21 protein-coding genes and 2 pseudogenes are annotated in these 25,185 nt (G+C 67.5%); 8 read left to right on the top strand and 15 right to left on the bottom strand.

The annotated features are described in order from the left end of the window. Positions 1–182: 182 nt before the first annotated feature. The 3 genes from KY499_RS15915 to groES all read right to left on the bottom strand — a co-directional run bounded on the left by KY499_RS15915 (position 183) and on the right by groES (position 4,438). The gene (locus tag KY499_RS15915) at positions 183–2,138 is read right to left on the bottom strand and encodes an acyltransferase family protein (RefSeq protein WP_123255380.1); all 1,956 of its coding nucleotides are present in this window, start codon (positions 2,136–2,138) and stop codon (positions 183–185) included. A gap of 307 nt (positions 2,139–2,445) precedes the next feature. Further along, a complete protein-coding gene (groL, locus tag KY499_RS15910) occupies positions 2,446–4,056 on the bottom strand; it encodes a chaperonin GroEL (protein WP_219885801.1) in 1,611 nt (536 codons plus the stop codon). 85 nt (positions 4,057–4,141) lie between these two features. Then, entirely contained in the window at positions 4,142–4,438 is a 297-nt protein-coding gene (groES, locus tag KY499_RS15905) for a co-chaperone GroES (RefSeq protein ID WP_123255329.1), read from the bottom strand. Between the two features lie 270 nt (positions 4,439–4,708). On the opposite strand from groES, the gene KY499_RS15900 reads away from it, so the two are divergent. Further along, positions 4,709–5,941 (top strand): class I SAM-dependent methyltransferase, encoded by a 1,233-nt coding sequence (locus tag KY499_RS15900; protein WP_123255328.1) that lies wholly within the window; start codon positions 4,709–4,711, stop codon positions 5,939–5,941. 32 nt (positions 5,942–5,973) lie between these two features. Here the strand turns inward: KY499_RS15900 and KY499_RS15895 are convergent, their stop codons facing one another. Both KY499_RS15895 and KY499_RS18395 read right to left on the bottom strand, forming a co-directional pair. Continuing rightward, positions 5,974–6,777, bottom strand: a complete 804-nt coding sequence (locus KY499_RS15895; protein WP_219887047.1) for a shikimate 5-dehydrogenase — start codon at positions 6,775–6,777, stop codon at positions 5,974–5,976. A 591-nt stretch (positions 6,778–7,368) separates the two neighbouring features. After that, positions 7,369–8,175 (bottom strand): annotated as a pseudogene (locus KY499_RS18395) (glycoside hydrolase family 3 N-terminal domain-containing protein); the annotation flags it as partial. Positions 8,176–8,677: 502 nt separating this feature from the next. Here KY499_RS18395 and KY499_RS15885 point away from each other — a divergent pair. Beyond that, a complete protein-coding gene (locus tag KY499_RS15885; RefSeq protein ID WP_123255324.1) occupies positions 8,678–9,832 on the top strand; it encodes a glutamate--cysteine ligase in 1,155 nt (384 codons plus the stop codon). 63 nt (positions 9,833–9,895) lie between these two features. On the opposite strand, the gene KY499_RS15880 is transcribed toward KY499_RS15885, so the two are convergent. Further along, the gene (locus KY499_RS15880) at positions 9,896–10,459 is read right to left on the bottom strand and encodes an NAD(P)H-dependent oxidoreductase (RefSeq protein WP_308813053.1); all 564 of its coding nucleotides are present in this window, start codon (positions 10,457–10,459) and stop codon (positions 9,896–9,898) included. Positions 10,460–10,666: 207 nt separating this feature from the next. Between KY499_RS15880 and KY499_RS15875 the strand changes: the two genes are divergently transcribed. Continuing rightward, a complete protein-coding gene (locus tag KY499_RS15875; protein ID WP_123255323.1) occupies positions 10,667–10,969 on the top strand; it encodes a DUF4193 domain-containing protein in 303 nt (100 codons plus the stop codon). A gap of 34 nt (positions 10,970–11,003) precedes the next feature. Here KY499_RS15875 and tsaD read toward each other — a convergent pair whose 3' ends face one another. The 6 genes and pseudogenes from tsaD to KY499_RS15845 all read right to left on the bottom strand — a co-directional run bounded on the left by tsaD (position 11,004) and on the right by KY499_RS15845 (position 16,320). Beyond that, a complete protein-coding gene (gene tsaD / locus KY499_RS15870) occupies positions 11,004–12,110 on the bottom strand; it encodes a tRNA (adenosine(37)-N6)-threonylcarbamoyltransferase complex transferase subunit TsaD (protein WP_219885800.1) in 1,107 nt (368 codons plus the stop codon). Beyond that, positions 12,107–12,574, bottom strand: a complete 468-nt coding sequence (rimI, locus tag KY499_RS15865; RefSeq protein WP_219887046.1) for a ribosomal protein S18-alanine N-acetyltransferase — start codon at positions 12,572–12,574, stop codon at positions 12,107–12,109. The genes tsaD and rimI overlap by 4 nt, the downstream gene beginning before the upstream one ends. Positions 12,575–12,627: 53 nt before the next feature. Continuing rightward, entirely contained in the window at positions 12,628–13,299 is a 672-nt protein-coding gene (tsaB, locus tag KY499_RS15860) for a tRNA (adenosine(37)-N6)-threonylcarbamoyltransferase complex dimerization subunit type 1 TsaB (RefSeq protein ID WP_219885799.1), read from the bottom strand. Next, entirely contained in the window at positions 13,299–13,889 is a 591-nt protein-coding gene (gene tsaE, locus KY499_RS15855; protein ID WP_219885798.1) for a tRNA (adenosine(37)-N6)-threonylcarbamoyltransferase complex ATPase subunit type 1 TsaE, read from the bottom strand. Before tsaE ends, tsaB begins: the two co-directional genes overlap by 1 nt. Next, on the bottom strand, positions 13,886–15,124 hold the full coding sequence (gene alr / locus KY499_RS15850) for an alanine racemase (RefSeq protein ID WP_219885797.1): 1,239 nt from the start codon (positions 15,122–15,124) through the stop codon (positions 13,886–13,888). Before alr ends, tsaE begins: the two co-directional genes overlap by 4 nt. A 103-nt stretch (positions 15,125–15,227) precedes the next feature. Continuing rightward, positions 15,228–16,320: pseudogene (locus tag KY499_RS15845) on the bottom strand (carbohydrate kinase family protein). Positions 16,321–16,433: 113 nt separating this feature from the next. Here KY499_RS15845 and KY499_RS15840 point away from each other — a divergent pair. Next, positions 16,434–17,849, top strand: a complete 1,416-nt coding sequence (locus KY499_RS15840; RefSeq protein ID WP_219885796.1) for a 6-phospho-beta-glucosidase — start codon at positions 16,434–16,436, stop codon at positions 17,847–17,849. A gap of 29 nt (positions 17,850–17,878) precedes the next feature. On the opposite strand, the gene KY499_RS15835 is transcribed toward KY499_RS15840, so the two are convergent. Beyond that, positions 17,879–18,412 (bottom strand): GNAT family N-acetyltransferase, encoded by a 534-nt coding sequence (locus tag KY499_RS15835; RefSeq protein WP_219885795.1) that lies wholly within the window; start codon positions 18,410–18,412, stop codon positions 17,879–17,881. Positions 18,413–18,595: 183 nt separating this feature from the next. On the opposite strand from KY499_RS15835, the gene mshA reads away from it, so the two are divergent. The 3 genes from mshA to KY499_RS15820 all read left to right on the top strand — a co-directional run bounded on the left by mshA (position 18,596) and on the right by KY499_RS15820 (position 22,750). Continuing rightward, a complete protein-coding gene (gene mshA / locus KY499_RS15830; RefSeq protein WP_123255317.1) occupies positions 18,596–19,861 on the top strand; it encodes a D-inositol-3-phosphate glycosyltransferase in 1,266 nt (421 codons plus the stop codon). Between the two features lie 47 nt (positions 19,862–19,908). Next, positions 19,909–21,609 carry a formate--tetrahydrofolate ligase gene (locus KY499_RS15825; protein WP_219885794.1) on the top strand — a complete coding sequence of 567 codons (1,701 nt, stop codon included), beginning with the start codon at positions 19,909–19,911 and terminating at the stop codon, positions 21,607–21,609. A gap of 454 nt (positions 21,610–22,063) precedes the next feature. Further along, on the top strand, positions 22,064–22,750 hold the full coding sequence (locus tag KY499_RS15820) for a DUF559 domain-containing protein (protein ID WP_308813052.1): 687 nt from the start codon (positions 22,064–22,066) through the stop codon (positions 22,748–22,750). Positions 22,751–22,757: 7 nt separating this feature from the next. Here KY499_RS15820 and KY499_RS15815 read toward each other — a convergent pair whose 3' ends face one another. After that, positions 22,758–23,129 (bottom strand): DUF2306 domain-containing protein, encoded by a 372-nt coding sequence (locus tag KY499_RS15815; protein ID WP_219885792.1) that lies wholly within the window; start codon positions 23,127–23,129, stop codon positions 22,758–22,760. A gap of 128 nt (positions 23,130–23,257) precedes the next feature. Between KY499_RS15815 and KY499_RS15810 the strand changes: the two genes are divergently transcribed. Then, the gene (locus KY499_RS15810; protein ID WP_308813108.1) at positions 23,258–23,908 is read left to right on the top strand and encodes a MerR family transcriptional regulator; all 651 of its coding nucleotides are present in this window, start codon (positions 23,258–23,260) and stop codon (positions 23,906–23,908) included. A 23-nt stretch (positions 23,909–23,931) separates the two neighbouring features. Here KY499_RS15810 and KY499_RS15805 read toward each other — a convergent pair whose 3' ends face one another. After that, the gene (locus tag KY499_RS15805) at positions 23,932–25,017 is read right to left on the bottom strand and encodes an inositol-3-phosphate synthase (protein WP_219885791.1); all 1,086 of its coding nucleotides are present in this window, start codon (positions 25,015–25,017) and stop codon (positions 23,932–23,934) included. Positions 25,018–25,185 lie beyond the last annotated feature (168 nt).

Genomic DNA, 25,185 nt, shown 5'->3' with positions numbered 1-25,185 from the left:
ACCAGCCAGTCATTACGGGTCTGGTCCGTGCAGGATGTTCGGTTACCGCCACTTCGGCTGCACGCTCCCGGTGCGGGATCCTCGTGCGGAAGTGTTGAATAAATACTAGAACCTCGGCGCCGATCCCCATACTCGGAGGGACCAATGTGAGCAACGGCATCCGGGGCGGCGTCACGGTCGGATTATTTCCAGCCGGTCGCCGTCAGCAGCCGCTCCTCGAACATGGGGATCATGGTCTGGACATACGTCTTCGTCAGGTGGTTGTCATCCTTGTAGACGTAGACGTTTCCCACCACCGCCGGGCAGGTCCCGTCGGCGCAGATGAAGTCGCTCAGGTCCATCAGGTGCAGCCCGGCCACCTGGCCCCGGTACGCGTCCAGCGGCGATGCCCCGGCCAGGGATTCCTGGAGGGGAACGTTGCACTCAGGCGCGTCGTGCCCCTTGTCCTCAACGCAATCGGGCATGTTGATGGTGAATCGCGGGTTGTCGCGGATACCAATCACTTCGATGCCGGCGTCGGTGATCGGCTTGATGCCCTCAAGGTACTGCGGGACCTCGATTTCGTACGGGGCCTCCTTCAGCGTCAGCGAGGCGACGGTGAACACGGCGTCCGGGCGGTGGTCCAGGACGTACTGCGCGCCGGCCTCGTTGAAGGCATTGCATTCCTCGTCGCGTTCCGGGGACACCCCGCCGAAGCGGCAGTTGCCCTTCAGAAGGGTGACGACGTCCCAGCCGTGGCTCTTTGCAATGGGACCGAGGGCCGCCATGTACTGCTGCGCGTGCGAGTCGCCGAGCACCACAATGCGCTTGGTCACCGTTTCGGGTGGGCTGTTTTGCAGGCAGCCTCCCAGCAGGGGGTTGCTCGGGACGTTGTCGCCGGTGCACAGCCCGTCGATTTCCGCCCATTCGTCTTTCATGGCGGCGGGAACCGGGACGATTTTTGCGTCGGGGGTGGGCTTACCGGCGTTCTCAGGAGCCAGCGCGGCGGCGCCGGGGATCAGCTCGCTGGACTGGGAGGCCGCGGCGGCGGCGTCGGTCACGATCCAGCTCTGCCAGAGGGAGACGGGTCCGGCCAGGAGGGCACCGCAGGCGGCGATGACCACTGCCCCGCGCCACGCCCGGATTTTGGGCCAATGCCAGTCGCGCAGCGGCTTTTCCACCAGGCGCGTGGTGAGCACGGCCATAACAATGGAGGCCACCACAATGACCAGACCCTGCCACAGGTTGGGCGAACTGAGGCCCTTCCCGGCGAGGCCCAGGACCAGCAGCGGCCAGTGCCAGAGGTAGAGCGCATACGAGTTATCGCCAAGGGCGACGAGGGGCTTCCAGCTGAGGATGCGGTCGACGCCGACGCGGCTGCCGCTCTGCCCGGCGACGATGATCGCGGCCGCGGCGAGGGTGGGCCATAACGCGATGTATCCGGGGAAGGATCCTTCCACCGTGACCAGCAGGCCGCAGGAGAGCATGGCGGCGAGGCCGGTCCAGCCCAGGGCCACCCGCAGGAGCCTGCCCGGCTTCAGGTAGGGCAGGGCGAGGGCCAGCAGCGAGCCGAGGGCGAATTCCCACAGCCTGGCGCGGGTATCGAAGTACGCGTAGGTCTGGTTGGAGGCGGTCTGGTCGATGGAGTAGATCAGGGACGCGACGAAAATGGCGCCGAAGGCGACGGCCAGCAGGATCCGGGAGTTCAGTTCGATCCGGGGCCGGAGCAGGCGGCGCAGCAGCGCGATACCGGCGAACACGAGCGGCCACAGCAAAAAGACCTGCCCCTGGATGGACAGCGACCAGAAGTGCTGGAGCGGGCTGGCACCGGCGTGGTCCTGCGCGTAGTAGTCGACTGCGCTGTTCGCCAACAGCCAGTTTTGCCCGTACAGAAGGGACGCCCAGGCCTGGTCCAGGACATCGGGCCAGCGGCGTTGCGGCAGCACCACCGCTGTTCCGACGAGGACGGCCAGGACCACCACCACGACGGCGGGCAGCAGCCGCTTAAGCAGATGGGTCCAGTGGCTCAGCAGCCGGAGCGGCTGGCCGCTTTCGACTTTGCGGGTGAAGCCCAGCGTCATCAGGAAGGCCGAAAGGAGCAGGAAGATATCCACGCCCCCGGAGACCTTGCCAAGCCACACGTGGTACGTCACCACCATCAGGACGGCGAGCGCCCGCAAGCCCTGAACCTCCGGGCGGTAGCCGCTTTTTCGGGTCGGCAATGCCGCTGCTGCTACTACGGGCGGAGTGTCTGCGGTGCGCGCGTTCGGCAAAAATGGCCCTTTCGGCAAGTATTCAAAGAATCAATGTTACCGAACCGTGATTTTCATTGCAAAATCGGGGAGCCCTCCGCCGCAGCCGGAGAAACAGCAGGAGGCCGGCCCAGTCAAGGTGAACTGGTCCGGCCTCCTGCCGTGGAGCCAGGAAGGGCTGCGGCGCGCTCAAGGCCGCCGCAACCGGAATTTCCTAGTGCTGGTGGCCCGCGTGCTGGTCCTCGTCGGCAGGCTTTTCGACCACGAGGGTTTCCGTGGTGAGCACCAGTGCCGCGATGGATGCCGCGTTGCGCAGTGCCGCGCGCGTTACCTTCACGGGGTCGATGACGCCGGCGGCGATGAGGTCCTCGTAGTCGCCGGTCTTGGCGTTGAAGCCCTGGTTGAGCTCCGATTCGGCGACCTTGGCGACGACGACGTAACCGTCGAAGCCGGCGTTCTGTGCGATCCAGCGCAGCGGCTGGGTCAGCGCCCGGCGGACGATGCCGACGGCTGCAGCCGCGTCACCTTCGAGGGCCTGAACGTTGGCGTCCTCGTCGAGTGCCTTCAGCGCGTGGATGAGGGCGGAGCCGCCGCCGGCCACGATGCCTTCTTCGAGGGCGGCGCGGGTCGAGGACACGGCGTCTTCGATGCGGTGCTTCTTTTCCTTCAGCTCGACCTCGGTGGCAGCGCCGACCTTGATCACGCCGATGCCGCCGGCCAGCTTGGCCAGGCGTTCCTGCAGCTTTTCCTTGTCCCAGTCCGAATCGGTCCGGGTCAGCTCGGCGCGCAGCTGGGCGACGCGGGCCGCGACGTCTTCGGCCGAACCGGCGCCGTCGACGATCGTGGTGTTGTCCTTCGTGACGGTGATGCGCCGGGCGGTGCCGAGCACTTCCAGGCCCACGGTATCCAGGCTCAGGCCCAGCTCCGCGGAGACAACCTGCGCGCCGGTCAGGGTCGCGATGTCCTGCAGCATGGCCTTGCGGCGGTCACCGAAGCCCGGAGCCTTGACGGCAACGACGTTCAGGGTGCCGCGGATGCGGTTAACGATCAGCGTGGACAATGCCTCGCCGTCGATGTCCTCAGCGATGATGAAGAGCGGCTTGGAGCTCTGCAGCGCCTTTTCCAGCAGCGGCAGGAAGTCCTGCACCGAGGAAATCTTGCCCTGGTTGATCAGGATGAGGGCGTCCTCAAGTACTGCTTCCTGGCGTTCCGCGTCGGTGACGAAGTACGGGGACAGGTAGCCCTTGTCGAACTGCATGCCCTCGGTGAGGACCAGCTCGGTCTGCGTGGTGGAGGATTCCTCGATGGTGATCACACCATCCTTGCCGACCTTGCCGAAGGCCTCGGCCAGGAGCTCGCCGACCTCATCGCTCTGGGCGGAGATGGAGGCGACGTTGGCGACCTGGCTGCCTTCGACCGGGCGGGCGTTTTCGAGCAGGCGGGCGGCGACGGCCTCGACCGAGACCTCGATGCCGCGCTTGATCTCGCCCGGGGCGGCGCCAGCCGCAACGTTGCGCAGGCCTTCCTTGACGAGGGCCTGGGCCAGGACGGTGGCCGTGGTGGTGCCGTCGCCGGCGACGTCGTTGGTCTTGGTAGCGACCTCCTTTGCCAGCTGGGCGCCAAGGTTCTCGTACGGGTCGTCGAGTTCAACTTCACGGGCGATCGTCACACCGTCGTTGGTGATCGTGGGGGCACCCCACTTCTTGTCCAGCACGACGTTGCGTCCGCGCGGGCCGAGCGTGACCTTGACGGTGTTGGCGAGCTTATCGATGCCGGCTTCAAGCGACCGGCGTGCAGCGTCATTAAACGCAAGCTGCTTTGCCATGATTTTGTCCTTTCAAGACAGAACCCCGCGCAGCTGACCTGTCAGAGATGAATCAGACGGAACAGCGGCGCGGGGTTCAAGAGAGTTACTTTACGACGATCGCCAGAACGTCGCGGGCGGAGAGTACGAGGTACTCGGTGCCGCCGGTCTTGACTTCGGTTCCACCGTACTTGGAGTAGATGACAACGTCGCCGGTGGCGACGTCGATCGGAACGCGGTTGCCGTTGTCGTCAAAGCGGCCGGGGCCTACTGCAACAACTTCGCCTTCCTGCGGCTTCTCCTGTGCGGAGTCCGGGATAACCAGGCCGGAAGCCGTGGTCTGCTCGGCTTCGAGCGGGCGGACAACAATACGATCCTCAAGAGGCTTAATAGAGACCGACACTCGGACCTCTCCTTCTTCGTCAGCAAATTTGTGGACTATGAAGCGGTGGTGCCATGGCGTACGTACCGTCGTCGCGGTGCCGGCAGCACGCCTGGCGGTGTGCTTCATGTGTTAGCACCCTCCTAGGGAGAGTGCTAATGACGACTCTATGTAAGGAGTTAGCACTCGGTCAAGGCGAGTGCCAGAATTTCATTCCGGGTGAACACCGCGGCGGCCTCCTGCGGGCGGGCCGGACGGAGGGCCGACCCGCGCTGAACTAGGCTGGTTGGCATGGCTGACGCACCGCAGGAACAGATCGCCCCGCTCCTCAACCCCGAGGGCTGGGAGTTGTTGGCGTCGCTCGGTCCTTACAACGAGGACGATGCGCTCCGGCTCAATGCCTCGTTGCGGAAAGCCGGCCACTCCCCCGAACTCGTCTCCGCGGCGCTCACCCAGTCGCGGCTCCGGACCAAGGCTGAGACCAAGTTCGGCGAATTCGCCCGGCAGATGATCTTCACCCAGGCAGGCCTGGAGCAAGCCACCCGGCTGACCGTCGCCGCCCGGCACGCGCAGCGCTTCGTCGAGGCGGGCATCGGCCACGTCGCGGACCTGGGCTGCGGGCTGGGGGCCGACGCGATGGCGCTTGCCTCCATGGACATCACAGTCACGGCGGTGGAAATGGATGAAACCACGGCAGCCTGCGCCACCATGAACCTCATCCCGTTCCGGAACGCCACCGTGGTACACGCCGATGCCACCTCGGTTTCCCTCGACGGGATCGACGGCGTCTGGCTGGATCCGGCCCGGCGCACCACATCCAGCGCGGGCACCAAGCGGCTCTGGGATGCCGAGGACTTCTCCCCGCCGCTGTCATTCGTGGAATCTTTGGCCCGTTCCGGGAGGGCTGTGGGCGTCAAGATGGGCCCCGGCATGCCGCACGACTCGGTGCCGGCCGACTGCGAGGCCCAGTGGGTCTCGGTGGCCGGCGACGTCACGGAGGTAGCGTTGTGGTTCAATGCAGTGCGCCGCCCCGGCATCAGGCGGGCAGCGCTCGTGCTCGGCCCGCAGGGCGCCGCGGAGCTCACCAGCGGCGAAGACTTTGGCAGCGGTCCGGTGCCCCCCGTTGGCCCCATTGAGGGGTACCTCTATGAGCCGGACGGCGCCGTTATCCGGGCCGGGCTCGTGGCCGACGTCGCACTCGAACTGGGCGGACATCTGGTCGATGAACACATCGCCTACATCTGTGCTCCCGAACTGCGCGACACCCCATTCGCCCGGGCCTACAGGGTTCTGGACGTGATGCCGTTTAACGTCAAGGCGCTCAAGGCCTGGGTCAAGGACGAGGGCATCGGCGTTCTGGATATCAAGAAACGCGGGACGGCAGTCACCCCGGAAGAGTTGCGCAGGCAACTGCTCCCCGGCGGCAAATCCGGGGGCCGGAATGCCGCCAGAAAAACAGCCACCCTGGTCCTGACCAGGATCGGCGAGGACCGGGTGGCCATTTCGGTGGAACCTGTCCACTAGCCGCCGATCGCGGCGGCACGTTCCGTGCCGGGCTACTGCGCCCGCATGAACTCCTCAGCGGCCTGGATCTGGTCGTCACCGGGCCTGATGCCGGTGTACAGCACGAACTGCTCCAGCGCCTGGATGGTGGCCACCTCAGCTCCCGTGATGACGGTTTTGCCCGCGGCCCGGCCAGCCTTGACCAGCGGCGTCTCCGCGGGGAGGGCAACCACGTCGAACACGACCGCCGCAGCCTCCACGGCCTCCTGCGGGAAGGACAGGGCCCCGGCATCGGGGCCGCCTGCCATCCCCACCGGGGTGACGTTGATGAGCATGTCCGCCGTGGCCCCGGCGGCAGGAAGTTCTGCCCGCCATGCGAACCCGTAGAGCTCCGCGAGGGGCCGGCCGGATGCCTCGCTGCGGGCGATCACGGTCACGTCCTTGAAGCCGGCGTCACGCAGCGCCGCCACCGTCGCTTTCGCCATGCCGCCGGAGCCCTTGACCCAGACGGACAGGGCGGCGTCGACGGCGTTGCGCTGCAGCAGCTGCTCGATTGCCGTGTAGTCGGTGTTGTACGCGGTGAGCGTGCCGTCGTCGTTGACGATCGTGTTGACCGAGTCAATGGCTTGCGCGGAAGGGTCCATAACATCCACGAGGGCGATGACGTCTTCCTTAAAGGGCATGGACACGGCGCAACCGCGGATCCCGAGGCCGCGCACGCCGGCGATCGCCTGGCCCAGGTCAGTCGGGGCAAAGGCCTTGTAGATCCAGTTCAGGCCCAGCTGGTCATAGAGGTGGTTGTGGAAACGCGTCCCGTTGTTGCTCGGCCGGGCCGAGAGCGAGATGCACAGGGTCATGTCTTTATTCAGTATCGGCACAGCACCATTAAACTTCATGAAGCCTCGCGACCCCCGGATCAGCCGCAGCCCGAGCCCGGCGGGTGCGGTCCGACGGCGGCCGGGAGCCGTCCCGGGGCGGCGGCCCCGCCCTGCGAGCACGTCCGCGAGGGCGGCGAAGGCCCCGGGCGTGCGCCCATACAACGCGATCCGCGTCGGCGCTGCCGAATCTGCCAGCGGCCACGGCGCGTCGAGCGCCACGGCGACGGCGGCCTCCGCCGCCTCCGGCGCGGCCGCCGATCCGCCAAACCCGATCAGCGTCACGAGCGGGCCGGAGCCGACGCTGATGCCGGCCGCCCCCGCCGCGGCGGCGAACCGTGCGCGGTCCAGCGCCGAGCCGCCCGCGATCCGCATGCTGCCGGGCACCAGCGGACCCTGGCAGGGGCCCGCAAGCACCGTAATGGCTGCCGCCGAAATTTGACGTGAGAGCTCCGCGCCGCTCCCGGGCGGGAGGCCGGGGGCAGCCCCGGTGCGGCCGCGCCACATCATCATGGTGACCACCCGCTGCGCGGCCTCCGTCAGCCGCCCGGCCGGCAGGCTGCCGGTCTTCACAGCGCCAACAATCGCAGCGTGGGCCACGTCCACCCTGGCGGGCATCACGAGCAGATCCGCGCCTGCCGCCAGGGCCAGCGGAGCGGCGGAATCGTCCGGGTATGCTCCGGTGACGGCGCCCATGTTGAGCGCATCCGTCACCGCGACACCCTGAAACCCCATTGCCCGCAGTTCGGCATAGCTGGCCGCCGACACGGTGGCGGGGACGCCGGGCTGCCACGCCGACACCGCGAGGTGCCCGGTCATCACCATGGGCAGGCCCGCGTCGATGGCGGCCTGGAAGGGCACAAGGTCCCGTGTCCTGAGCTGCTCCGGGGTTCCGTTCTGCACCGGCAGGGACTCGTGGGAATCGGCCGTGACGGAGCCGTGGCCGGGAAAATGTTTGACCGCCGGCAGCAAGCCGCCGGCGAGCAGCCCTTGTGCGAAGCCGACGCCCAGGCCCGCAGCTGTACCGGCGTCACCGGAGAGCGATCTGGCACCGACGGCGCGGTCCGCGGGGCCCATCGTGACGTCTACCGTCGGGGCGAAGTCGGTATTAAAGCCCAGGGCGGCCAGTTCCGCGGCCATGGCCGTTCCGGCGTCTCCGGCGAGCGGGGCGTTGCCTGCGGCGCCGTAGCTCATGGGGGCGGGCCATTCGGTCAGCGGCGCCCGCAGCCGGGATACCATCCCGCCTTCCTGGTCGACGGCGATCATCCCCGGCCAGCTGCGGCCGCCAGCCTGGGTCGCGGCCTGAAGCCGGCGGGTAACCCCGAGCATGGCAGCGGTGTCGACCTGGCCATCGGACATCCCGGGCACGTTGTCACCCATGATGATGGACCCGGCCAGATGCAGGCGCTGCACGGTGGCTGCCTGGGCTTCGGCATCGAGCCCCGAGTAGAACGGCAGCAGCACCTGACCTGCCAGTTCCTCCGTGCTCATCGTCGCGACTGCATCGGCAGCCCGGTCTGCGTCCTGCTGATCCGGTCCCCAGCCCAGCGGCCGGGCAGCGACGGTGGGCGGCGGTGTCCGGCTGACGGACGGTGATGGCGGCGATGTCGGCGAAGCTGGCGGGGTTGCCGGGGACGGTTCCGGCGGGCTGCTGCAGGCACCGGCGCCGACGACGAGCGCCGAGACCGTTGCGGCGACGGCCGCGAACCTGGCAGTCCCGGAAAGGACGCGACATAAGGGCTGTGACTTCGACACCGATTCCATGCTACCCCTCGACTAGACTTGGACCGCCGTTGCCCTGCCGCCCGTCCTACCGGCGGCCTTGCCAGTGACATGTCCAGACCGGATGGCGGCTGCGGACACCAGAACTCGAAAGGACCACATGAAGAAGATTGATTTCGCTTCATCCAAGCAATCAACTCTTGGTGTGGAATGGGAGCTTGCGCTCGTCGATGCGGAGACCGGCGAGCTGGCATCCGTGGCCAACGAGGTGCTGCGCGGCGTGGCCGCCCGGCACCCGGAGCTGAACGAGGACGACGAGCACCCGCACATCAAGCAGGAACTGCTGCTGAACACGGTCGAGCTCGTAACCGGAATCTGCACCACCGTGGCTCAGGCCAAGCAGGACCTGGCCGGTTCGCTCGCGGCGGTCCGCGAAGTCACCGACCCCATGGGCGTCGAGGTCTTCTGCGCCGGGAGCCACCCGTTCAGCCCGCCCCAGCTGCAGCCCGTGACTGACAAGGAACGCTACGCCAAGCTGATTGACCGGACCCAGTGGTGGGGCCGGCAGATGGTCATTTACGGCGTCCACGTCCACGTCGGGCTGGACAGCCGCGATAAGGTCCTCCCGGTCCTGGACGGTCTTGTGAACTACTTCCCGCATTTCCAGGCGCTGTCCGCCTCGAGCCCGTTCTGGGGCGGCGAAGATACCGGTTATGCCTCCCACCGCGCCCTGATGTTCCAGCAGCTGCCCACCGCGGGGCTGCCCTTCCAGTTCGCCAGCTGGGATGATTACGAGTCCTACGTCCAGGACATGTTCACCACCGGGGTTATCGATACCCTGTCTGAGATCCGCTGGGACATCCGGCCGGTGCCGAATCTGGGCACTATCGAGATGCGAATCTGTGACGGCCTGGCGTCCCTGGAGGAAGTCGGCGCCATTGCTGCCCTGACCCAGTGCCTCGTTGACGAGTTCTCCACCACCCTTGATGCCGGCGGCACTATTCCGACTATGCCGCCGTGGCACGTTCAGGAAAACAAATGGCGCGCGGCCCGGTATGGCCTGGACGCGATCATCATCCTGGATGCTGAGGGGAACGAGCAGCTCGTCACCGACCACCTCCGCGAGACGCTCCGCCGGCTGGAGCCCGTCGCAGCCAAACTCGGTTGCAGTGCCGAGCTTGCCGACGTCGAAAAGATCATCCAGCGCGGTGCCGGCTACCAGCGGCAGCGCCGGGTGGCGGCAGAACACGGTGGTGACCTTCGCGCCGTCGTCCTGGATTTGGTCCAGCAGATGCGCAAGGGCCCGGAGGCCTAACCCGCCGTCCGCTTCCGGCGGGGCGCCGCCGGATCGACGAGTGCTCCCGGTGCAGCGAACCCGTCAGTGTCCCGGATCCCGGCCCCCCGGGAGGCGCAAGGCCTGCAGCGCCCCGGCCCAGGCGATGACCTGATCGAAGACCGTGCCGAGGCTTCTCACAGCCCGGGCCGACGGCGTGAACGTCGTGTAGTTCTCAAATTCCGTCGCCAGCGGCAGTGCGAGCTGCGCGCGGACATCGGCCATCTGGAGCTCGGCAGCGATCAGGCGCAGGTGTTCGACTGCTCGGGTGCCACCGTTCACGCCGTAGCTGACGAAGCCGGCCGCCTTATTGTTCCATTCCCGGTAGAGGTAATCCATCGCGTTTTTCAGTGCCCCGGGCACGGAGTGGTTGTATTCTGCGGTAACAAAGACGTACCCGTCGAAGGAACTTATGGCTTCGGACCAGGCCTTTGTGTGATCGTGGCGGTATTGCTCCAGTGCCGCTGGCCGGGGCTCGTCGAGCAGCGGGAGGCCATAATCGGCCACGTCAATGAGTTCGAACCGGGCATCGGCGCGCTGCGCCGCCTGGTCGTAAGCCCAGTCGGCGACGGCTTTTCCGCGGCGACCCGGGCGGGTGCTCCCAAGCACGATCGCTATCCTTAACATCGAGTCGCTCCTCCCGATCTCATCGGACTCCATGGTTCTATAAACGCGTCACAACGGCCGCTTCTTCCCGCCGGTGCGTCCCTGCCGGGAATCATTGGGCGGATCGACGCCGAAACCGTTTTCCACTTGACGGCTGATCCGGTAGGGTGCATTCCCACCATCACTTCCAGAAGAAATGAGCGTTTCCCCGTGGCAACCGACTATGACGAAGTAAGGCCCGACGTCGCGGAATCCCGTAACGCCTCTCTGGAGGCCCTTAAATCCGCCAACACCCCCGACGCGGGCAGCGTCGTCCGGGAAATGGACGAAGCCGACACCGTCGACGGTGTCGACCTGCCCGGCGCCGACCTTTCCGGCGAAGAACTCATCATTCAGGTCGTCCCCCAGGCCAGTGACGAGTTCACCTGTTACTCCTGTTTCCTCGTCCGGCACCGCTCCCAGATCGCCCGGGAGAAGGACGGCCACGCCTACTGCACCGAGTGCGAAGGCTGAGCGGGCCACCACGTACAGACGCGGCGGAACGGGCTCAGGCTGAGACCGTTGTGACCGGCATCGATGAATCCGGCGCGAACCCTGTTCCGCTCGGTTCCACCCCGGCCATCACGAGCTGCGCACCGAGGGCCGCGACCATGGCCCCGTTATCCGTACACAGGGGCAGCGGCGGCACGGTGAGCCGGATCCCGGATGCGCGGCACCGCTGTTCCGTGAGCTGCCGCAGCCGCGAATTGGCGGCGACCCCGCCGCCCAGCAGCAGTTCGGTGATGCCGTGGTCGCGGCAGGCTAACACCGCTTTGGATGTGATGACGTCCACCACGGCTTCCTGGAAGGCCGCGGCGACGTCCGCCACCGGCACGTCCTCGCCGCGGGCTTCGAATTGTTCCACACACCGGGCGACGGCGGTCTTGAGTCCGCTGAAGGACCAGTCGTAGCGGTGTGGACCGGGTTTTTCGGCGGTTCCCATGTATTTGGGCTGGGTGAGCCCGCGCGGGAAGCGGATCGCCCTGGCGTTGCCGGTGCGCGCGAGCTTGTCGATGGCCGGGCCTCCGGGGTAGCCAAGGCCGAGCAGCCGGGCGACCTTGTCGTAGGCTTCGCCGGCGGCGTCATCGATGGTGGATCCGAGCAGTTCGACGTCGTTTGTGATGCTGCGGATCCGCAGGATTTCGGTATGGCCGCCGGAAACCAGGAGTGCCCCGAGGTTCCCGGGCAGCGCTCCGGTAAAGGCCGCCGTGCCGCCGGATTCAGCGCCGCCGGCGGACTGCAGCAGGCCGACTCCGACGTGCGCCACGAGGTGGTTGATGGCGTACAGGGGCTTGTCCGTCGCGAGGGCGAGCGCCTTGGCCGCGCACACGCCCACCATCAGCGCCCCGGCAAGGCCCGGCCCCGAGGTCACGGCGATCGCGTCGATGTCGGCCAGCGTGACACCTGCCTCGTCCAGGGCCTTGCGGAGGGTTGGCACGAAGGCGTCGAGGTGGGCGCGGGAGGCGATCTCGGGAATTACGCCGCCAAACCGGACATGTTCCTCCATGGAGGAGGCCACGGTGTTGGTCAGCAGGGCCGTGCCGCGGACGATTCCGACGCCCGTCTCGTCGCAGGAGGACTCGATGCCGAGCACGAGCGGTGCGGTGCGGTTCATGGGCGGTCTGCTTCCCGGGGCTGGTGGCTGGGTGATTCGTGGTACAGGGGCAGACGCATGATCAGGGCGTCCACGCCGTCGCGGTAGTAACGGGGCCGGATGTGGATTTGTTCGAAGCCGAAACGGCGGTAGAGCTGCTGCGCCCGCGGGTTGTCGGCCCGGACTTCGAGCAGCACATCCTCCGCCCGGCGCCGTCGGCTCTCCGCGATGAGCTCCGTCAGGAGCGCCGAGCCGATCCCCCGGCCCTCCTGCTCGGGCACCACGGCCATGGTCTGGACATCCGAGACCGGCTCGATGCACATCAGTCCGGCGTAGCCGACGATTTGTCCGTGGAGTTCCGCCACGAGGTAGCGGCGCGTTTCCGTCTGTGCGAGCTCGTCGTGGAACATCTGAAGCGGCCAGGCGTCAACGGGGAAGAGCCGGAGCTCCAGCGCGTGGACTACCGAGATGTCCCCCGCCTCCATGCCACGCAGGGCGACCCCATCGGGACGTGGGGCCGGTGCCGCTTTTGCCGCACTCACAGCGCACGCTTCCGGGGACCGGGCACCTGGGCGTCGGATTCGCGCAGGTACAGCGGCGTGGAGTCCAGCAGCTGCTCCCCCGATTCCAGCCGCGCGAGCGCGAACTGGCCCAGCGAGAGCGCCTCGGGCTGCCGGGTGCTGAATTCGGCGACGGCGTCGACGTCGTCGGCGTAGAGGCCCGCCCCGGCGCCATAGACCGGCAGGTCGGGGAGGTCGCCGGCGAACCCCACATGCGGGCCGTCGAGCAGCTTCGGCAGCTGTCCGTCGGCAAGCGAGTAGCGGGCCCAATAGACTTCTTTGCGCCGCGCATCCGTGGCGATGATGAACGCGGGCGCCGCATCGGTGGACTCGGCCACCTCGAGGGCGATCGCGTCGAGGCTCATAACGCCATAGAGCGGTTTGCCCCAGGCGAAGGCAAGGGTGCGGGCTGTGACGATTCCCGAGCGCAGGCCAGTGAAGGGCCCGGGACCCACCCCGGTAACGATCGCGTCGAGGTCGTTGCCGGTGAGGCCGGCACCGGCGAGGAGCTTCTCGATTCCCGGCACGAGGACTTCCGCGTGGGTGCGGGTGTCCTCGGTGGAGAAACTCGCGATCACGGATTCCGGTGCGTCGTCGGCGACGAGCGCGGCACTGGCCACGGCCGAGGTGTCGATGGCGAGGATCAGCATCAGGGGTTCCGTTCCGGAGTCGCGGGAGGGATCAGGGGCAGGGCGGGAGGCTCAGCCCACCGGGGGCCGAACCCGCGGATGATAATGGTGCGGGGTTCGTCGGCATCGCCGGTATCGAAGTCCAGCACGCCGCCGGGTCCTTCGTTTCCGGTGGCCATGCCGGCGCCGCCCGCGGGCCGGTGCAGCTCCAGCTCCAGCCGGCTCTCACTCAGGTGCTCCACCCTGTCGCGTCCCCACTCCACCACCGTGACAGCGGTGTCCAGGGTGTTTTCGAGGTCAATGTCGTCGATTTCGGCCGCGGACGCCAGCCGGTAGGCATCAACGTGCACCAGATCCGGGCCGCCGGGCCGCGGGCCGTCGGGCCGGTTCGGGTGGATCCGGACCAGCACAAAGGTCGGCGAGATGATGCCGGCCCTGACGCCGAGGCCTTCCCCGAGACCCTGGGTGAACGTGGTCTTGCCCGCCCCCAGTTCGCCGGTGAGGATCAGCAGGTCTCCGGCCCGGAGCCCGGCACCCAGCACGGCCGCCAGGGCGTGTGTTTCGTCCGCCGTCCCGACCCTGAAGATGCGTTCCCACGCGGGCGCGCTCACCGCCGGCCCTCGCCGGCGGACGGATTTTCGCTCACGGACGGCTGTTCGTTGACGTAACGGCGCGGCACACGGGGGCTGATCCTCGTGACGATCTCGTAGTTGATGGTTCCGGCGGCCGCTGCCCAGTCCTCGGCCGTGGGGCCGCCGTCGGTGCCGTCGCCGAACAGCACTGCTTCGGCCCCGAGGATGCTCGGCCCCCCGGCGGCGACGTTCCGCTGACCAAGGTCGATCACCATCTGGTCCATCGCGATCCGGCCCACGACCGGATAGTTCGTTCCCTCGACCCGGACGGGACCCCCGGTGCCGATGCGCGGGACGCCGTCGGCGTAGCCGAGGGGGATGAGGCCCAGGGTGGTAACACCGCCGGTGCGGTAGTTCAGTCCGTACGAGACACCCTGGCCGGCGGGAACGTCCTTGCAGTTCGAAACCACGGTGCGGACCGTCATGGCCGGGCGCAGCCCCAGCTCTGCAGAGCTCTGCCCCGCAAACGGGGACAGCCCGTACAGGCCCAGTCCCACACGGACCAGATCAAAATGGGTGTCCGGGCGCGAGAGCGTGGCCGGGGTATTGGCCAGGTGGCGGACTTCGGGGTCCACGCCGGCGTCCCGGGCCACGGCGAGAACGTCACGGAAAAGAGCGAGCTGCTCGTCGGTTTCCGGCCGCTCGGGTTCGTCGGCGACGGCGAGGTGGGAAAAGATGCCGACCACCCGGAGCAGCCCCTGGTCCTGATACTCCATGGCTTCGCCCAGCAGGCTGTCCCAGGTGTCAATGCTCGCACCGTTGCGGCCCAGGCCGGTGTCCACCTTCAGGTGGATGCGGGCCGGACGTTCCTGCTCGCGGGCGGCCGCCACGATCCGTCCCAGTTCCCAGCCGGAGCAGCCGATGTCGATTCCGGCAGCCACGGCCGCGGCGAAGTTGCTGTCCGGGGTGTGCAGCCAGGCGAGCAGCGGTGCCTCGATGCCGGCCGCGCGCAGCGCGAGGGCCTCGGAGATGTGGGCCACGCCCAGCCAGGTGGCCCCGGCGCTGAGCGCCGCCCGCGCTACGGGAACGGCGCCGTGGCCGTAGCCGTCGGCCTTGACAACGGCCATGACCTTCGCGGGAGAGGCGACGGCGGCGAGGCGCCGTACGTTGTGCCTGATGGCTTCAAGGTCGATGACGGCCGAGCGTTCTTCGGCGCGGGCGGGCGCTGTCGGCGTCTCGGGCCGGAGATCGCCCGCTGCTGCTGGGTAAGTCACTTAACGATTCTAGGGGTGGTGTCGCGGGGCGAATAATTCGGGGGCCGGCGGCGGCCTGCTGACAGGACCGCCGGAGCCGGGATTCCGGTTCCCGGGCCTCCTCCTAAGCATCGGAAAGGTGCGCGATAGTCGCCGATGCACGCCGTTGTGCCTCCGGCGGAACATCTCCGAGGATCTCCTCCAGGAAGCGGAACCGGCGCAGCCACTGGCTGCTTTGACGTTCCTTGCGTTCGTTGACCCGTTTCCACCAGTCTGCGATGTCGCCCCATCCCGGCGCGGCGAGCGAGCCGCCGACCTCCTTGACGGCCAAAGAGGCGCACAGGTTCGCGAACCGGAGCCTGTCCCCGAGTGGCCAGCCGGCCAGGCAGCCCAGGATGAATGCGGCGCCGAAGCAGTCCCCGGCTCCAGTGGGATCGTAGGCGGCGACGGGAAGCGACGGGACCCACTCCTCTTCGCCGGTGACGGAATCCACGGCCATGGCGCCTTGGGCTCCGAGGGTCACAACGGCCACGGGAACCTTGTCCGCGAGCGCATACAGTGCCGACCACGGATCGTCGCGGCCTGTAAACGCCATGGCCTCACGCTGGTTGGGCATAAACGCGTGGAAATACTTCAGGTTTTCCAGGCGGGGCCGGCGCCCACGCGCCCGTGGGGTCCCAGCCGACGTCGCCGAAGAGCCGGACCCCCGCTTTCTGGGCGTCCACGGCCCACGGTTCAATTTCCTCGTCCAGCCCTGCCACGGCCGCGAGCGCCGGTGGCGGGGTGCCGATCAGTTCGGTCGCGGTCACCGGTGCCGGGTGCCCGTGCGTGATCATCGAGCGGTCCTTATCCACGCTCAGTGAGACCGTCACGGGCGAGTGCCAGCCCGGCACACGGCGGGACAGGGACAGGTCAACGTGTTCCTGTTGCGCCAGGATTTTCCAGTTGTAGTCGCCGTAGCCGTCGTCCCCGAACGCAGCCGCGAGTCCTGTCCGCAGCCCCAGCCGGGATGCCGCGATGGCGTGGTTGGCCACCCCGCCGGGGCAACTGCCCATTCCTTCGCTCCAGATTTCGGTCCCGGGGCGCGGCGCATGCGGCAGTCCGGTGAAGATGATGTCCTGGAAAACCGTGCCGGTCAGGAGCAGGTCGAGTCCCTCCGCCGCGGGACTGCGGACAGCGGCGAGCGGGTCAAAACGCCGGGTGGGGGTCGCGTTCATGTATCGCACATTACGCCGTCACCGTACCCGGCGATAGTAAGCGTTGTGGGCCTGTGACCTGTCCGCATGCCGTCACCGGGCCCTGGTCCCGGGGCACCGCATAGACTCTCAGCATGCGGCTCACAATTGCAGGCGGGGGCGGTTTCCGGGTTCCGTTGATCTACCGGGCGCTGTCCTCCGGTCCGTTCGCCGGGCTGGTCCGGGAGCTCGTACTGTACGACGTGGACGCCGGCCGGCTGGCCGCCATCGAAGCGGTCCTGGCGTCCCTGGCCCGGCACTCCGGCCCCGCATCCGCTGCCCCGCTGGTCCGCTCTGCGGCCGCCCTGCCCGAGGCCCTCGACGGCGCTGACATGGTCTTTGCCGCGATCCGGCCCGGGGGCACGGCTGGCCGGACCGCCGATGAGCGCATCGCCCTGGATCTGGGGATCCTCGGCCAGGAGACCACCGGGGCGGGCGGCATTTCCTATGCGTTGCGCACCATCCCCCGGATGCTGGAGCTGGCCGCCGAGATGCGGCGCAGCTGCCCCGGGGCCTGGCTGCTGAACTTCACGAATCCGGCCGGGATGGTGACCGAGGCGCTGGTTCCTGTTCTCGGCAGCAAGGTAGTCGGCATCTGTGATTCCGCGAGCGGCCTGGTGTACCGTGCTGCCCTGGCTGCCGGCGTCACGCTCCCGGAAGGACGGCTCGACGGCGTGGGCTACTCCGGCCTGAACCATTTGGGCTGGCTGAACCGGTTGGAATCCGGCGGCCGCGACGTGTTGCCGGAACTGCTCGGCGACGCGGGTGCGCTGGCCGGCTTCGAGGAAGGCCGGCTCTTCCCGCCGGAGTTCCTGGCACGGCTGGGCGCCCTGCCGAACGAATACCTGTACTACTACTACGAGACGGCCCGCGCCGTGGCCGGCGTGCGCGCTGCGGACCAGACCCGTGGGGAATCCATTGACCGGCAGCAGGCCGAACTCTATCCCCGGCTGGCTGCGGCCGGGCCGGATGCCTTTCCGCTCTGGGAGGCCGCGCGCCGGTCCCGGGAAGAGGGGTATCTGGCCGAAGCCCGGCAGGACGGCGAGCGCCGCGACGAGACCGACCTCCTCGGCGGCGGCTACGAACGGGTCGCGCTGGCGGCCATGCGGGCTTTGTCCGGCGGTGGTGCAGCGGAGCTGATCCTGAACACCGTCAACACCGTGCCGGCCCCGGACTCCGGGGCCGGCACGGCCCCGCGTGCTGGCGGCAGGCCAGCGGTGCCCGGACTGCCGGCGGACGCCGTCGTCGAGGTTCCCTGCCGGGTAACGCCCGACGGCGTGGCGCCGCTCCCGCAGGAAGCCCCGGGGCCGGAGCAGCTGGCGCTGATGGCGCGGATCAAGGGCGTTGAGCGGCTCGTCGTGGAGGCGGCCACCACCGGCCGCCGGGAGGCTGCGCTCGCCGCCTTCGCCGACCACCCTCTGGTGGGGTCGGCCGTCCTGGCCGGGCAGCTGATCGCCGGCTATGAGACCGCGTTCCCCGAGCTGGGCCGGCTCTGGCACGGCCGTACCTGACGCACGGGTCCGGCCGGGACTGCCCTGGACTAGAGCCTGCGGTACATCACGTGCAGGCCCACGTACCCCAGCCCGGGGTGCTGAAAGGCTTCCGGAATGGTCGCGAGCACATCGAAGCCCATGGACTTCCACGCCGCGACCGCACGGACGTTGCTCTCCACCACGGCGTTGAACTGCATGGCTCGGAAGCCGGCGGTGCGGGCTTCGTCGAGCGCATAGGCGCAGAGGGCGCGGGCCAGTCCCCTGCCGGTATGGCCGGAGTGCACCATGAACCCGGCGTTGGCGACGTGGCTGCCGCCGCCGCCCTGGTTGGGGTGCAGTTCGCCGGTGCCGAGGATCGCGCCGGCGTCAGCCCCGAGGCCGACGGCGACGAAGGTCTGGCCGGGCGCCTGCTTGAACCATCGTCCACGGGCCTCGTCCTCGCTGGTATCCCGGTCCCAGGTGAAGGTCTCTCCCGCCCGAATCACGGGTTCGAGAATCGTCCAGATGCCGGGCCAGTCCTGTGCGGCCGCCTCCCGGATTTCCCAATCGGCGGCGGCGGGGCCCGTGTCCCGTGGTTGCACTCACAGCGGCCACGTTAGCAGCCCGCACCGGGCCACCGGCTGCGCCGCGAACCGGCGCGGGAACCGGTGCGGAAACCCGTGCGGGAACCGGGCGGAAAAGACGCCGCGAAAGGGTGCGGGAGCCTGGCCGCACTTCAGGAGTAATGTTTTGTCGACAGAGAGTTTGCGCAGGAAGGGAGAACGGTGCCGCTGATCCGCCGCGTGGCCTTTCTTTCGCTGCACACCTCGCCGCTGGAACAACCGGGGTCAGGCGATGCGGGGGGCATGAACGTCTACGTCCGGGCGCTGGCGGCGGCCCTTGCCGAGACCGGCGTCGAGGTGGAGATTTTCACGCGGTCCACCGCCGCAGGGCAGCCAGCCGTCGAGCATCCGTTCCCGGGGGTCTGCGTGCACAACGTTTTGGCAGGCCCGCGGCGCAAGCTGCCGAAGGAGGAGCTCCCGGAACTGCTGCACTCCATGGTGGCCGAGATCGACCGGATCCGTCAGCTTCAGCCACACGGCCGGTACGACGTCATCCATTCGCACTATTGGGTATCCGGCGTCGCCGGGCTGGAGCTCTCTCAGCTGTGGGGACTGCCGCTGGTTCACACGATGCACACCATGGCCAAGGTCAAGAACCTGCTGCTGGAATCCGGCGAGGCGCCGGAGCCGCGCCGGCGCGAGGACGGCGAGCACCGGATCGTCGAGGGCGCCGCGCGGCTGATCGCTAACACGCCTACCGAAGCCGCCGAGCTGGTCTCACACTATGGTGCTGACCTCGACCGCATCGACGTCGCCGCACCGGGCGTGGATCTGGCCGTCTTCACTCCGGCTTTCAGGGGCCGGTCCCGGGCTGAACACGGCGTCCCGCCGGAGGCGTTCCATCTGCTGTTCGCCGGGCGGATCCAGCGGCTCAAGGGACCGCAGATCCTGATCGAGGCGGCTGCCCTGCTCCGCGCCCACCGCCCGGACATCAACCTGAAACTGACGATTCTGGGCGCCCTGAGCGGTGCCAAGGACTTCAACCTCCATGCCCTGATCAAAGACGCCGGGATGGACGACGCCGCCGCCCATCACCCGCCGGTCAACGCCCCGGAACTGGCCAGCTGGTTCCGTGCGGCGGATCTCGTGGTGATGCCCTCGTACAGCGAGTCCTTCGGTCTGGTGGCTCTCGAGGCGCAGGCCTGCGGGACTCCTGTTGTCGCCACCAAGGTGGGCGGGTTGTCCCGGGCCGTCTCCGACGGTCGCACCGGGATGCTGATCGAGGGTCACAAGGCCGGCGACTGGGCCGACGCTTTCGAAGCCCTTTATGATGACCCGGCGACCCGGGCGGACATGGGGCGTGCGGCCGCGGTGCAGGCGCAGGGTTTCGGCTGGCAGCGCACTGCCGGCATTACGCTGGAAAGCTACCAGGCCGCGGTGACGCAACAACTTGGCAGACCCGCCACCCCGGCGGCCACCGTTCCCTGAACCCAACCGCCCGAGAACCCGCAGACGTCACGAGCAAAAGGACAACGATGCCCGCTACACCCCCTCCCGGGAAGACCGTCCCCGGCGACCTTGAAATCGCCCGCCAGGCCGTGATGAAGCCCATCTCGGACATCGCCGCTGCGGCCGGCGTCAACGACGAGGCGGTGGAATTCTACGGCCGCTACAAGGCAAAGATCGACCCGGCGAAACTGATGACACCGGCGCGGTCCCCCGGCAAGGTGGTCCTCGTCTCCGCCATGTCGCCCACTCCAGCCGGTGAAGGAAAGTCCACCCTCACCGTGGGCCTCGCCGACTCCCTGTCCCGGGCCGGGCACAAGGTCATGATTGCGCTGCGCGAGCCCTCGCTCGGCCCCGTCCTGGGCATGAAAGGCGGCGCCACGGGCGGCGGCTACTCCCAGGTGTTGCCCATGGATGAGATCAACCTGCATTTCACCGGCGATTTCCATGCCATTACCTCCGCGAACAATGCCCTCATGGCGCTGGTCGACAACCACATCTTCCAGGGCAACGAACTGGGCATCGACCCCCGCCGCCTGACCTTCAAACGGGTGCTGGACATGAACGACCGTTCCCTCCGCGAAGTGGTGATCGGCCTTGGCGGACCCGCCCAGGGCGTTCCGCGCCAGGACGGCTTCGACATCACCGTGGCCTCGGAGATCATGGCGGTCTTCTGCCTCGCCGCCGATCTTGCAGACCTGCGGGAGCGGCTGGGGCGCATCACTTTCGGCTACACCTACGACCGCAGCCCGGTCACGGTGGCGGATCTCGGCGTCCAGGGAGCCCTGACCCTGCTGCTGAAGGAGGCACTCAAGCCCAACCTCGTGCAGACCATCGCGGGCACACCGGCACTGGTCCACGGCGGCCCGTTCGCGAACATCGCGCACGGCTGCAACTCCCTGATCGCCACCCAGACGGCGCGGCGCCTGGCGGATATCGTGGTGACAGAGGCGGGCTTCGGCGCCGATCTGGGCGCGGAGAAGTTCATGGACATCAAATCCCGGGTGGCCGACGTCGCCCCGTCCGCCGTTGTACTGGTGGCAACCGTGCGCGCGCTCAAGATGCACGGCGGCGTCGCCAAGGACAATCTCACGGCGCCCAACGTGGAGGCGCTGGCCGCCGGCGTCGTTAATCTCCAACGGCACATCCTCAACGTCCGGAAGTTCGGCATCGAACCCGTGGTGGCAATCAATAAGTTCGGCACCGACACTCCGGGGGAGCTGGACTGGCTGAGTGACTGGTGCACCGCCGAGGGTGTCCCGTCAGCTGTGGCGGATGTCTGGGGCCGCGGCGGGGGCGGTGACGGCGGCGACGAACTCGCCGCCAAGGTCGCCGAAGCCATCGACGCGCCGCACGGTTTCAAGCCCCTCTACCCGCTGGAAATGCCGGTGGCAGACAAGATCCGCACCATCGTGCAGGAGATCTATGGTGCCGACGGCGTGGATTTCTCCGTCCCCGCGCTCCGACGGCTGGCCGAGATCGAGAAGAACGGCTGGTCCGGCCTGCCCGTCTGCATGGCCAAGACGCAATACTCCTTCACCGACGACGCCACCCGGCTCGGCGCACCCACGGGCTTCACTGTCCATGTGCGGGACCTCATCCCCAAGACCGGGGCCGGATTCATCGTGGCCCTGACCGGTGCGGTGATGACCATGCCGGGCCTTCCCAAGGTCCCGGCAGCGCTGCGGATGGACGTCGACGGCGCCGGCAACCCCGTCGGACTCTCCTAGCCCCTTCCCCACCTCCTGCACCTTTCAGCCCAACCCTTCCCCACCTCCTGCATCTTTCAGCCCAACCCTTCCCCACCTCCTGCACCTTTCAGCCCAACTCTTCCCCACCTTCCCACCGCCGGGATCCCGAAGGCTGTGGATAACTCCTGCAGGAGCGGCTGGAGTCGTTCACAATTCCACTATGCATAAGAAGACAGCACTTCCGGGTTCGCTTGGCGCAGCCCCATTCACTCTCACCGACGCTCGAAATTCCGGCGTTACAACCAACCGGCTCAGACAGGCCGACGTCGATCATGTCAGCCGTGGGCTCTACCGCCCGACTGACTGGGATTTCGAACGTGAGGCGGCGGCTCGTGTGCTTTCGGAGGCAACACCCGGTGGGTGGATATCGCATGTCACGGCTGCAAGGCTGCATAGTCAGTTGTTGCCGCCGTGGTTGTCGGACAGTGAGGAATTGCACCTCAGCAAACCGGGCACCCGGACGGAAGTGCGCCGGCGCGGGATCGTCGGGCACGCCGTCCTGGCGCTCGAAGGCGAGGTGGAAACCGTCAACGGAATCCGCATCAGCACACGTTCCCGGACCTGGCTGGATCTGGCGAGACGGCTAAACCTTGCAGAACTCGTCTGCATGGGAGACGAACTCATCCGGCAGCCCCGCGCCGAGTTCGAGGGCCGGAACAAGCCCTACGCCACCGTTGATTCATTGCGCGCCATGGTTGGTAGGCATCCCAATCTCCAAGGTGTTATCCGGGCCCGCCAGGCCTTGGACCTGATGCGGATCGGTGCGGACTCCGCACCGGAAACCCAACTTCGCCTGGCCATCGCTGACGCCGGCCTGCCGGAACCCGAACTCCAGCTTCTCCTCTGGCCCGGGGCGCGGGTCTCGCCATCGGCGGATCTGGGCTACCGCCGTCGCCGGCTGGCAATCCAGTACGACGGCGGCCACCACCTTCTCAGCGAACAGATGTTCGGCGACCGCCGCCGCGATAAGGCATTCGAAGCGGCAGGGTGGACGGTCCTCATCCTCGGAAAGGACGATCTGTCGGATAACTTCAAGCAGGCGGTGGCGAAGCTCAAGCAATTGTTGCGCACCGCGTGGCGCGACCATCCAGCGGCATCAGGTTTCGCCGACGCCGGATGAGCAAGCGTCACGTCATAACCCACATGACGTGCGGAAGCGTCACCGCCAAACCCGCAGGACATGGGGAAGCGTCGCTGGCTTGAATCGCGCCAATCATGTTTCCCCGATGCGAAGGCAGGTTGCGCCGGATAGCGCCAATCAGGCCTAGGGTGACGGTCACGACGGTGAACGCGGAGAGACCGTGCAGCCAGGTGAACTGCCCTTCGGAGACAATCCAGAAGCTGCTGACGCAGACGAAATACATGGCGGCCACCCAGATGTACCAAATGCTGCGGTGAACACGGTCGCGTCGGCGCCTGAATATTCGGAGGGGTCCGATGGCCAGGACAAACAGGGCTGCAATCACGTGGCTGACGACCAGTGCGTTCCAAGGCTCCAAGGCTTTAGGATAGATCCACTATCCAATAGATGTATATCAAGATAGCTGGCCGCGGTATTGCTATCCGGTGGATTCTCAGGAGCAGACAGTGCAACTCAAGGAACTGAGCGAGCGGACAGCGGTCACCCCTGCCAGCATCAAGTACTACCTGCGGGAGGGGCCTGCTTCCCGCAGGGGAAAGCGTCCATCCCACACGGTCGCAGTACTCGGACCAGCATGTGGGTCGTCTCAAATTGATTCAGGCCCTCCGCCAGGTTGTGGGGCTGAATATCGGGCAGATCCGCGGAATCGTCGGGCTGGCCGACGGCGGCGCACCCCGCCTGGAGCTTCTGGCAGCCGTCCAGCGCACCGTCCTGGGGCTGGACGGGGCGGACGACGACGGGACCTCCGGCACGGAGCCTGGCGACGCCGTCGTACGCCTTCGAAACTGGCCCGACGCTCCGAGCGACGCAAGAACTGCCCTGAACGCACATGTGGCGCACATGGCGGACCTCGGTGTTCCCCTGCCGCTTGAACTTCTCGATGCCTACAGCAGCGCGCTCGACGCCGTCGCGAATATGGACATCTCGGCCACTGTGGCCCCGCGCGATGTGGACGAACTCATTTTGACCGCGGCCGTCGGCATGCATCTGCACAGCGAACTGGTGCGCAGACTCCTCGCCTTCGCCCAGGCCAGCCACGGCATCCGCCGCTACGAGACGGAAACGGATTCAGGGCCCAACGACAACGCTCCCCCACGAAACGTGAGGGAGCGTCCGGCCCCACCCCGCAAAACGTGAGGGAGCGTCAGGAGGAGAAGCGGTTAGCGCTCGAGGTCGCCGCGGATGAAGGCCTCGACCTTTTCGCGGGCGAGGTCGTCGTTGAACTGCTCCGGCGGCGACTTCATGAAGTAGCTTGAGGCGGACAGCAGCGGACCGCCGACGCCGCGGTCCAGGCCGATCTTCGCGGCACGGATGGCATCGATGATGACGCCGGCGGAGTTGGGCGAGTCCCAGACCTCCAGCTTGTACTCCAGCGAGACCGGGGCGTCGCCGAAGTTGCGGCCCTCGAGGCGGACGAAGGCCCATTTACGGTCGTCAAGCCACTGGACGTAGTCGGACGGGCCGATGTGGACATCCTTGGCGGCGAGTACGGCCTCCACGTTGGAGGTGACGGCCTGGGTCTTGGAGATCTTCTTGGACTCGAGGCGGTCGCGCTCAAGCATGTTCTTGAAGTCCATGTTGCCGCCGACGTTGAGCTGGTAGGTGCGGTCCAGCGTGACGCCGCGGTCCTCGAACAGCTTGGCCATCACGCGGTGCGTGATGGTGGCACCGATCTGGCTCTTGATGTCGTCACCGACGATCGGCACGCCTGCGGCAGTGAACTTGTCCGCCCACGCCTTGGTGCCGGCGATGAAGACCGGGAGGGCGTTGACGAAGCCGACGCCGGCATCGATCGCGGCCTGCGCGTAGAACTCGGCGGCTTCCTGGGATCCGACCGGCAGGTAGCACACCATCACATCGACCTGGGCGTCCTTGAGCGCCTGGACGACGTCGACGGGCTCGTCGGTGGACTGCTCGATGGTTTCGAGGTAGTACTTGCCAAGGCCGTCGAGGGTCGGTCCGCGCTGGACGGTGACACCGGTCGGCGGGACGTCGGCGATCTTGATGGTGTTGTTTTCGCTGGCGAGGATGGCATCGGCGAGGTCGAGGCCGACCTTCTTGCCGTCAACGTCGAAGGCCGCCACGAAATGGACGTCATTGACGTGATACTGGCCGAACTCCACGTGCATCAGACCCGGGATCGTGGCCTGGGGGTCTGCATCCCGGTAGTACTGGACGCCCTGGACCAGCGAAGTGGCGCAGTTACCTACGCCGACGATTGCAACACGAATCGGATGTGAAGACACGGAACTCCTTTGAGGGGAAAAAAATCTGGGTGCCCGGGCCGGACGCGCGCTGCTGCGCGGCGACGACCGCCAGGCGCGGCGCCCTGCGGCACCCTTTGCATCTTACGTCAACGGCGCCGGGGCCGTCGTTGTTCCCGAACGGCCCCGGCGCCGCAGCCTGACCACCCC

It is taken from the genome of Arthrobacter sp. PAMC25284 (assembly GCF_019443425.1).
In the GTDB taxonomy this organism is placed as follows: domain Bacteria; phylum Actinomycetota; class Actinomycetes; order Actinomycetales; family Micrococcaceae; genus Arthrobacter; species Arthrobacter oryzae_A.
This window is presented reverse-complemented; position numbering and strand designations above follow the sequence as displayed.

Coding starts and splice junctions, on each gene's coding strand:
- tsaB (WP_219885799.1), bottom strand. CDS start 13,299: ATGCTGATCCTCGCCATCGACACCTCGGCCGTGGCCAGTGCCGCGCTC.
- rimI (WP_219887046.1), bottom strand. CDS start 12,574: ATGGAGGCGGGGGACATCTCGGTAGTCCACGCGCTGGAGCTCCGGCTC.
- tsaD (WP_219885800.1), bottom strand. CDS start 12,110: ATGAACCGCACCGCACCGCTCGTGCTCGGCATCGAGTCCTCCTGCGAC.
- KY499_RS15900 (WP_123255328.1), top strand. CDS start 4,709: ATGGCTGACGCACCGCAGGAACAGATCGCCCCGCTCCTCAACCCCGAG.
- KY499_RS15895 (WP_219887047.1), bottom strand. CDS start 6,777: ATGACCCTGTGCATCTCGCTCTCGGCCCGGCCGAGCAACAACGGGACG.
- KY499_RS15825 (WP_219885794.1), top strand. CDS start 19,909: ATGCCCGCTACACCCCCTCCCGGGAAGACCGTCCCCGGCGACCTTGAA.
- KY499_RS15885 (WP_123255324.1), top strand. CDS start 8,678: ATGAAGAAGATTGATTTCGCTTCATCCAAGCAATCAACTCTTGGTGTG.
- KY499_RS15915 (WP_123255380.1), bottom strand. CDS start 2,138: ATGGTGGTGACGTACCACGTGTGGCTTGGCAAGGTCTCCGGGGGCGTG.
- groL (WP_219885801.1), bottom strand. CDS start 4,056: ATGGCAAAGCAGCTTGCGTTTAATGACGCTGCACGCCGGTCGCTTGAA.
- KY499_RS15840 (WP_219885796.1), top strand. CDS start 16,434: ATGCGGCTCACAATTGCAGGCGGGGGCGGTTTCCGGGTTCCGTTGATC.